The 1,258-nt window shown below is 59.0% G+C and carries 1 protein-coding gene; it reads left to right on the top strand.

The window, feature by feature from the left end:
- A partial coding sequence (gene tuf / locus AC2FEE_RS25585; RefSeq protein WP_496868226.1) for an elongation factor Tu occupies positions 1-1,176 on the top strand: 1,176 nt, incomplete at its 5' end.
- Positions 1,177-1,258: the final 82 nt, after the last annotated feature.

The following is a 1,258-nucleotide window of genomic DNA, read 5'->3' as shown; positions in this document are numbered from 1 at the left end:
ATGGCAAAGGAAAAGTTTGAGCGTAATAAGCCGCACGTCAACATCGGCACGATTGGCCACGTTGACCACGGCAAGACCACGCTGACCGCAGCAATCACCAAGTATTTCGGTGACTTCAAAGCGTATGATCAGATTGACGGCGCGCCTGAAGAAAAAGCACGTGGCATCACCATCTCGACCGCCCACGTGGAATACGAGACGGACGCGCGCCACTATGCGCACGTCGACTGCCCCGGCCACGCCGACTACGTCAAGAACATGATCACCGGTGCTGCCCAGATGGACGGCGCGATCCTGGTTGTGAACGCAGCTGACGGCCCGATGCCGCAGACCCGTGAGCACATCCTTCTGGGCCGCCAGGTTGGCATCCCGAAGATGGTCGTGTTCATGAACAAAGTTGACCAGGTTGACGACGAAGAGCTGCTGGAACTGGTTGAGATGGAAGTTCGCGAACTGCTGTCCAGCTACGAATACCCCGGCGACGATATTCCGATCATCGCAGGTTCGGCTCTGGCCGCGATGGAAGGCAACAACCCGGAAATCGGCGAAGAGAAGATCAAGGAACTGATGGCGGCTGTTGATGACTACATCGACACCCCTGAGCGTGAAGTCGACAAGCCGTTCCTGATGCCGGTCGAAGACGTGTTCTCGATCTCGGGTCGTGGTACCGTTGTGACCGGTCGTGTTGAGCGTGGCGTGATCAACGTTGGCGACGAGATCGAAATCGTCGGCATCCGTGACACTCAGAAAACCACCTGTACCGGTGTTGAAATGTTCCGCAAGCTGCTGGATCGCGGTGAAGCGGGCGACAACATCGGCGCCCTGCTGCGCGGTATCGACCGTGACGGCGTTGAGCGTGGCCAGGTTCTGTGTAAGCCGGGTTCGGTTACACCGCACACCAAGTTCGAAGCCGAAGCCTACATCCTGACCAAGGAAGAAGGCGGTCGTCACACTCCGTTCTTCGCGAACTACCGTCCGCAGTTCTACTTCCGTACGACTGACGTGACCGGCACCGTGACCCTGGCCGAAGGCACCGAGATGGTCATGCCCGGCGACAACGTTGGCTTCACCGTCGAGCTGATCGCTCCGATCGCGATGGAAGACGGCCTGCGTTTCGCCATCCGCGAAGGCGGCCGCACCGTCGGCGCCGGCGTTGTGTCGAAAATCATCGAGTAATCACGGTAGGCCGGGCTTCAGCCAGGCACATCGGTGAGCCTAAGAAGGCCGCTCCAAAAGGGGCGGCCTTTTTCAATGCGCA

It is taken from the genome of Ruegeria sp. YTSC199 (genome assembly GCF_059609725.1).
This window is presented reverse-complemented; position numbering and strand designations above follow the sequence as displayed.